Raw genomic sequence first — 1,066 nt, 5'->3', positions numbered from 1 at the left:
CCTTCGCGGTCAACAACTCACCCAGATACAACCCGTCCTGACCGGTAATCCCGGTAATCAGCGCACGCGGCACGTCGTCATCCTTTCCTTCGCCGGGACAGGCCGGCGGCGGCGGTCGTCGTCGCAAAGAATCGGTTTCGGTCAGGCCCGGCTGGCACCGAGAGAGCACACCGCCTCGACGCCGAGCGCGTCGGCGGCGGCGAGGGTGGCCCGGCTCGACGCGAGCAGTTCCGCGGTCACCGCGGCGTCACCGCCACGGCACATCCGCAGGAAGGCGGCCGCGGCATCGTGGTGGCCCTTGTCCTGGGGCCCCTTCCACACCGACCGGCCGTCGACGACGATCTCCCGGTAGTCGTCGATGCGGATGTGCCGACTCCCGGCCAGGGCCTCGACCTGTTCCTTGCGGGCTCCGCGGGGCCGGGCGGAGCTGTAGGCGATGGTCGACAGGGACCCGTCGGCGTGCCGCAGCGACACCGCCAGGTCGGGGGCGAGCAGCAGCTCGGCCTCCCGCCCCGCGAGTGCCGCGACGGCCTCGACCTCGCTGCCGGCGAGCGCCGCGCAGGTGTCGACGAAGTGGCACACCTCGCCGAGCAGGCGACCCCCCTGGACCCGGTCGTTGTACCAGTGGCTGGCCGGTACCGTGCCGGCCGCGATCCGGTAGACGGTGGTCAGCGGCCCGGTCCGGGCCGCCAGGGCCGCGCGGGCGGCGCCGACCGCCGGCGAGAACCGCCGGTTGAAGCCGACGACGAGCGTGCCGCCGCCGGCCGCCGCGGCCTTCTCCACCCGCTCCAGCTCGTCGAAGCTGAGCGCGAGCGGCTTCTCGCACCACACATGCCGCCCCCGTTCCAACGCCCGGGCGGCGAGCCCCGCGTGCGTGGCGTGCGGCGTGGCGATGACGACAACGTCGATGTCGTCGTCATCGAGGACGGCGTCGGCGCCGGCCACCGCCCCGGCGAACCCGTGCCGGTCGGCGAACGACCGCGCCGAGCGGCCGCCGGCGGAGGCGACCGTGACGAACTGGTCGAAGCCGGCGGCCCGGAACGCGGGCAGCAGCACCGCCCCGGAG

At 74.4% G+C, this 1,066-nt stretch carries 1 protein-coding gene; it reads right to left on the bottom strand.

Features of this window, described 5'->3' with window-relative positions:
* Positions 1 to 141: 141 nt before the first annotated feature.
* On the bottom strand, positions 142 to 1,066 hold a 925-nt coding region (locus tag ND748_RS32560), incomplete at its 5' end, for a Gfo/Idh/MocA family protein (RefSeq protein WP_251750098.1).

It is taken from the genome of Frankia sp. AiPs1 (assembly GCF_023716945.1).
Lineage (GTDB): Bacteria > Actinomycetota > Actinomycetes > Frankiales > Frankiaceae > Frankia.
This window is presented reverse-complemented; position numbering and strand designations above follow the sequence as displayed.